We start from the raw sequence: 6571 nt of genomic DNA, 5'->3' as shown, positions 1-6571 counted from the left end.
CAAGAAAAACGTAAAAAAACCGTCTCAAGTTGTGAGACGGCTTCTATAATTTTTATAATTGTTTGAATGCGTTCCGGTTGAAAAGTAAAATAGAAATTACAATAAGTGTATAACCGGTTACCTGCAGTGCAGATATTACTTCGTTAAAATAAAAAGCCGAGAGCAGGAAACCAATAACAGGGTTGATGTAAAGCAGCATCCCCACAGTTGATGATTTTATGGTTTTTAGCGCATAAAGGTTAAGGAACAGCGGGATAATCGTAAAAAGTATAGCTATCAGCAGTATAAAAAAATAAAAAAACGTTTCCTGCGGTACCGGGCTACCATAAGCCGGCAAGAAGGGAAGCATGATCAACGATATGATCCCTACCTGTACCGTAAGCAGCAAAAACTTATCTATCCCGGTAATCTTTTTTTGTATGATGAGGTAAAGGGCGTAAGTAAATGCCACTACAAGGCTGTAAAAAATATCGAGCAGCCCGTTAAAGGACAGGAGTACACAGCCGGCCGCGCTTATGCTTACTGCTATCCACTGCAGGCGGGTGAGCTTTTCTTTCAGAATAAAAAAGGCAAGCACAGTGGTGAGTATAGGGCACACAAGGTAGGCAAACGAAGCTGATTTTACGCTCACATGGTTCATTACATAAATAAAAAGGAACCAGTTGGCCGTAAGCAGAAAGCCGCTTGCCACCACTGCCGCAATAAGTTTTGCCCGGGCACTTTTCGTCAGCTGCCTGTAATGCGCTGTGGCTTCTTTTAGGGCCTTACGGCGAAATGCCAGGCTTAGCAGGAGCATTAGCACCACACAAAATAATATCCTGAAAAAAAGTATATCAAGAGAAGGATATTGCCGGAGCGGCCTTAGCCCCAGGCTGAAAAATCCCCAGATCACAAAGGCAGTAACGCCGGCGAGGTAATGTTTGGAAATACGCATGCAGGTAATGGAAATAGGTGTGCAAATGTAGGAAACCTACCTGCTTTAAACCTATAATTTTTATATATTATGATGCTTTTAAGAGAAGGAAATTTATTATGGCGTAAATTAGTCTTGTTATTCAGTCACCTGTAATGAAACTATTAGAACTCGAAATTTTATCGGCCAGCCTCTCTGAAACAGAGCGTTTTTATAAAAAAGTACTGGGACTGGAACCGTACCAGAAGGAAGGCCGGTTATTATTATTTTACAGGATAGGGCATACCCGGCTTGTATTCCGCTATGCGGAAGGTATAAAGCCGGTCTACCACTTTGCCATTGATTTACCCAACAACCGTTTTTTTGACTGTTATAACCACATAAAACAGAAAGTGCCCCTGCTGCCCCTTGAAAACGGTGATGATGTTGCCAACTTTGTAAACTGGGATGCCAGGTCCTTTTATTTCCTTGACAACAACGGCAATATACTTGAAGGCATAACGCGCTATCCTAACCGTACTATTGCAGAAGAGCCTTTCGGGCCGCAGTCTTACATCAGCATTAGCGAGATAGGCCTGGTAACTAATAATGTTCCTGAACTGGCTGATAGTTTATTGCAGGAGCATGGTGTGCCTATTTTCCACCGCCAGCCCAGGAGCGATAAATTTACGGTTTCGGGCGATGATGAAGGCCTTTTCATCCTTGCCGAAAAAGGGCGCGACTGGTATCCTACCGGCATAAAATCGTATTCTTTCCGTACCCGTGTGCTGTACTACGATAACGGCAATATAAATCATATTTTGAGGTAAAGGATTTTAATGTATATTGCCCTAATGTCCAGCTTATGGCCGATATAGATTTGCTTAATACTGCTTATAAATATTTTCCTAAAGGTATTGATAATAGTACACAGGTAGAATTATTTATGAATTCCGCCGAAATTAAAATGTTGTTTAATTTATGTATTAAGGAACAAAAAAGAAAAGAGGCTGGAGATTATACCAATTTTATTCAAAATATAAGGCAAATTGATTTGTCAAAACATTTTTTCGACGCAACCCATTTTCATTTAAATGACCGGGCACATAACTTACAGTTGGCTGAATTAATAAACAATAAGCTATATTCAGTTTGTCTTAATGTAAGCATTATAGTCCCGTTTTATATCACATATGTACTTGAAATAGATATTTCTTATCCTGGTGACAATTATAGATTTCCAAAAATTTCGAAACCTGTAAGGAATCTGGAAGCGGAAAAGAAATATCAGCCTATTATGGATGCAATGGCCGCGCTGACAGAAAGTTTTTTCAGTGTAACGCCTTTTCCTGAAGAAAAGCTTCACACTATAATTCCTGATATTTCACTAGAAACAATCAGGCCTGGCAAATTCACTTTTTTTAATGCTTTCTTTCTGGATGATTATTACATAATGATGTAAGTATAAAAGATTGTATATATGGCGATTTTGTAAAGCGATTTTGCTTTGAAAAATTAATATTTGCGTAAATTGCGCACTCAAAATTGTGATATATACAAAATGGAACAAGTACAGCCTTATATTCCTAAAAATAAAGTAAGAATTGTTACGGCAGCATCGCTTTTTGACGGGCACGATGCCGCCATCAACATAATGCGCCGCATCATCCAGGCTACGGGTGTTGAGGTTATACACCTTGGGCACGACCGCAGTGTGGAAGAAGTGGTGAACACCGCCATACAGGAAGATGCCAATGCTATTGCCATGACCTCTTACCAGGGCGGGCACAACGAATACTTTAAGTACATGTTTGACCTGCTTAAAGAAAAAGGGGCAGGGCACATTAAAATATTTGGCGGCGGCGGTGGTGTTATCCTGCCGGAAGAGATAAAAGAGCTACATGAATATGGTATTACGCGTATTTATTCACCGGATGACGGGCGTGAGCTGGGCCTGCAGGGCATGATAAACGACCTGGTGCAGAAAGCCGACTATCCAAGCCCATCCCTAACCCTTCCCAGAGGAAAGGGAATTAGCGAAGCGCTTGCAGATAAAGAAGTAACAACGATAGCCAGATTGATATCATTAGCTGAAAATTACCCTGACGAATTCCACAGTATATTTGATCCGGTTATTCAGGCTCCCCCTTCGGGGGCTGGGGGGCTTCCTGTGCTGGGCATAACCGGTACGGGTGGTGCCGGTAAATCATCATTGGTGGATGAGCTGGTGCGACGATTCCTTATTGACTTCCCGGAAAAAACTATCGGTCTTATTTCGGTAGACCCATCCAAGCGTAAAACAGGCGGTGCCTTACTGGGTGACCGTATCAGGATGAACGCCATCAATAACCCACGGGTGTATATGCGCTCACTTGCTACACGCCAGTCGAACCTTGCCCTATCTAAATATGTAGCCGAAGCCATCCAGGTGCTGAAAGCGGCTAAATATGATCTTATAATACTTGAAACATCGGGTATAGGGCAAAGCGACACAGAAATCCTTGACCACAGCGATGTTTCACTATACGTAATGACACCTGAATTTGGTGCCGCTACACAGCTGGAAAAAATTGACATGCTTGACTTTGCCGACCTTGTTGCCATCAATAAGTTTGACAAGCGTGGTGCCCTTGATGCCATTCGAGATGTAAAGAAACAATACCAGCGCAACCACAACCTGTGGGATGCCAACCCTGATGACATGCCGGTGTTTGGTACCATTGCGTCTCAGTTCAACGACCCGGGTATGAACACGCTCTACAAGTCGATTATGGACAAGATTGTGGAGAAAACAGGTGCTGACCTGACATCTACTTTTGAGATCACCCGTGAAATGAGCGAGAAAATATTCGTGATACCGCCGCACCGCACGCGTTACCTTAGCGAAATTGCCGAGAACAACCGCAAGTATGATGAGGTGGCACTAAGCCAGCAGGAGGTAGCACAAAAGCTTTACGGGATTTATAAGACCATTGAGTCGGTTGCCGGGGTGAAGCCTGAACTGGCAAAATTTGGCCTGGAGCCTGTAAAGCCCGCCCAGGGAGCAGATGCTGATTTCGTGAAATTGCTTGTGGCCGAGTTTGACCGTGTAAAAATGAACCTCGACCCGTACAACTGGGAGATGATCATTACATGGGATGATAAGGTAAATAAATACAAAAATCCTGTGTATTCCTTTATGGTAAGGGATAAGGAAATCAAGATACAAACGCATACCGAATCACTTTCGCACTCGCAGATACCAAAAATCGCCCTCCCTAAATACCAGGCGTGGGGTGATATCCTAAGGTGGTGCCTTCAGGAAAACGTGCCGGGTGAGTTCCCTTTCACTTCAGGTTTATACCCGTTTAAGAGGGAAGGAGAGGACCCAACCCGTATGTTTGCCGGTGAGGGTGGCCCTGAGCGTACCAACAGACGTTTCCACTACGTTAGTTTAGGCATGCCTGCCAAGCGTTTATCAACAGCGTTTGACAGTGTTACGCTATACGGTAATGACCCAGGTTACCGCCCGGACATTTATGGTAAGATTGGTAACGCAGGTGTATCTATCTGCTGCCTTGACGATGCCAAGAAGCTGTACTCCGGCTTTAACCTGGCACACCCAATGACATCGGTAAGTATGACCATCAACGGGCCGGCGCCAATGCTGTTAGGCTTCTTTATGAATGCGGCTATTGACCAGCAGTGTGAAATTTATATCAAAGAGAACGGCCTTGAGCAGGAGGTTGAAAACAAAATAAACGAAATATATAAAGCCAAAGGTGTTGAGCGCCCACGCTACAATGGCGAGCTGCCACAGGGCAATGACGGCCTTGGGCTTATGCTGCTTGGTGTAACGGGTGACCAGGTGCTTCCGGCTGATGTATATAACGAGATAAAAATACGTACGCTAACGCAGGTTCGCGGTACGGTGCAGGCCGATATCCTGAAGGAAGACCAGGCACAGAATACCTGTATATTCTCTACCGAATTTGCACTAAGGCTTATGGGCGACGTTCAGGAATACTTCATCCAAAAGAACGTTCGTAACTTCTATTCAGTTTCAATTTCAGGCTACCACATTGCCGAGGCAGGGGCTAACCCAATCACGCAGCTGGCCTTTACCCTTGCGAATGGCTTTACGTATGTGGAATATTACCTTAGCCGCGGCATGAATATTAACGACTTCGGGCCTAACCTGTCGTTCTTCTTCAGTAATGGTATCGACCCTGAATATGCGGTTATAGGCCGTGTGGCGAGGAAGATATGGGCGAAGGCACTGAAGCTGAAGTACGGCGCTAATGAGCGTGCACAGATGCTGAAGTACCACATCCAGACGTCGGGGCGTTCGCTGCACGCGCAGGAAATTGACTTTAATGATATTCGTACAACGCTGCAGGCACTTTATGCTATTTATGATAACTGTAATTCGCTGCACACCAATGCGTATGACGAGGCGATAACAACGCCTACCGAGGAAAGCGTTCGCCGTGCCATGGCCATACAGCTTATTATCAACAAGGAGCTTGGGCTTGCTAAAAATGAGAACCCGATACAGGGATCGTTCATTATTGAAGAGCTTACTGACCTTGTAGAAGAGGCCGTACTGGCAGAATTTGACCGCATAACAGAGCGTGGCGGTGTGCTTGGCGCTATGGAAACCATGTACCAGCGTTCTAAGATACAGGAAGAAAGCCTCTACTACGAAACCCTGAAGCATACAGGTGAGTTCCCGATTATAGGTGTAAATACCTTCCTGAGCTCAAAAGGATCGCCTACGGTTGTACCGGCTGAGGTTATACGCGCTACGGAAGAGGAGAAGCAGTTCCAGATACAAACGTTGCAGAACCTTCACAAGGCCAATGAAGAGAAGGTCAAAGAGCAGCTTGCCATAGTGCAGGATGCCGCGATACAGAACAAGAACATATTCGAGCAGCTGATGGAAGCAACCAAAGTGTGCTCACTGGGCCAGATTACTTCAGCATTGTTTGAAGTAGGAGGGCAGTACAGGAGGAATATGTAATTAATTGATTTGTTAATGCGTTAATTTGTTTTATTCGGCAGATATCAAAAAGCCTCTCAAAAGAGAGGCTTTTTTATTCTCTAAAACACATATCCCAGCAGATAGTATATAATTATAAATGCTATAATAGTGCCGAAGCATCCGAATCCCAATTTTTTGGCGCCCCAACCGGCAAGCAGGGCTTTTAATAATCCTTTCATGGCGGTTATTTTATGTAAAGGTATTACTATGTTTCAGTATCTCTCGTTGCTTTAACTTTTACTTATATGTTAAAATATTTAACATATTTTACATTTGTAGGTTTCAGTTTTCACGCACCAACACGATGAGTGGGTGTTGCGGATAAGGAAATAGGCTTATCTTGGAGCGAAAAGACAGGGCCATACCGGCAGGCGCCATTCCCGCTTTCCGCTGTATCTCCCCGCCGCGGGAGGGCGCGGCGGGGAGGATGCCGCTGCAATCGGGGCTACCCTGGCGCGTTTAACCCCCGGCCCGCCAAAACCGGGAAGGCGGTAAAAAAAANGGAGCGAAAAGACAGGGCCATACCGGCAGGCGCCATTCCCGCTTTCCGCTGTATCTCCCCGCCGCGGGAGGGCGCGGCGGGGAGGATGCCGCTGCAATCGGGGCTACCCTGGCGCGTTTAACCCCCGGCCCGCCAAAACCGGGAAGGCGGTAAA

The 6571-nt window shown here is 45.1% G+C and carries 4 protein-coding genes; 3 read left to right on the top strand and 1 reads right to left on the bottom strand.

Annotated elements, in window-relative coordinates; all coding sequences use genetic code 11:
• Positions 1–52 precede the first annotated feature (52 nt).
• Positions 53–934, bottom strand: coding sequence for an EamA family transporter (locus CHU92_RS03100; RefSeq protein ID WP_094412501.1), 882 nt, complete (start codon positions 932–934; stop codon positions 53–55).
• Positions 935–1068: 134 nt separating this feature from the next.
• On the opposite strand from CHU92_RS03100, the gene CHU92_RS03095 reads away from it, so the two are divergent.
• The 3 genes from CHU92_RS03095 to CHU92_RS03085 all read left to right on the top strand — a co-directional run bounded on the left by CHU92_RS03095 (position 1069) and on the right by CHU92_RS03085 (position 5894).
• Complete coding sequence (locus CHU92_RS03095; protein ID WP_094412499.1) at positions 1069–1722, top strand: VOC family protein; 654 nt, start codon at positions 1069–1071, stop codon at positions 1720–1722.
• 35 nt (positions 1723–1757) lie between these two features.
• Positions 1758–2354 carry a hypothetical protein gene (locus CHU92_RS03090; protein WP_094412497.1) on the top strand — a complete coding sequence of 199 codons (597 nt, stop codon included), beginning with the start codon at positions 1758–1760 and terminating at the stop codon, positions 2352–2354.
• 99 nt (positions 2355–2453) lie between these two features.
• Positions 2454–5894 (top strand): methylmalonyl-CoA mutase family protein, encoded by a 3441-nt coding sequence (locus tag CHU92_RS03085; protein ID WP_094412495.1) that lies wholly within the window; start codon positions 2454–2456, stop codon positions 5892–5894.
• The last annotated feature ends 677 nt before the right edge of the window (positions 5895–6571 follow it).

It is taken from the genome of Flavobacterium cyanobacteriorum, assembly GCF_002251835.1.
Taxonomy (GTDB): domain Bacteria; phylum Bacteroidota; class Bacteroidia; order Flavobacteriales; family Flavobacteriaceae; genus Flavobacterium; species Flavobacterium cyanobacteriorum.
This window is presented reverse-complemented; position numbering and strand designations above follow the sequence as displayed.

Excerpts from the sequence above, each read along its gene's own strand:
- CHU92_RS03100 (WP_094412501.1), bottom strand. The coding sequence starts at position 934 with ATGCGTATTTCCAAACATTACCTCGCCGGCGTTACTGCCTTTGTGATC.
- CHU92_RS03090 (WP_094412497.1), top strand. The coding sequence starts at position 1,758 with ATGGCCGATATAGATTTGCTTAATACTGCTTATAAATATTTTCCTAAA.
- CHU92_RS03085 (WP_094412495.1), top strand. The coding sequence starts at position 2,454 with ATGGAACAAGTACAGCCTTATATTCCTAAAAATAAAGTAAGAATTGTT.
- CHU92_RS03095 (WP_094412499.1), top strand. The coding sequence starts at position 1,069 with ATGAAACTATTAGAACTCGAAATTTTATCGGCCAGCCTCTCTGAAACA.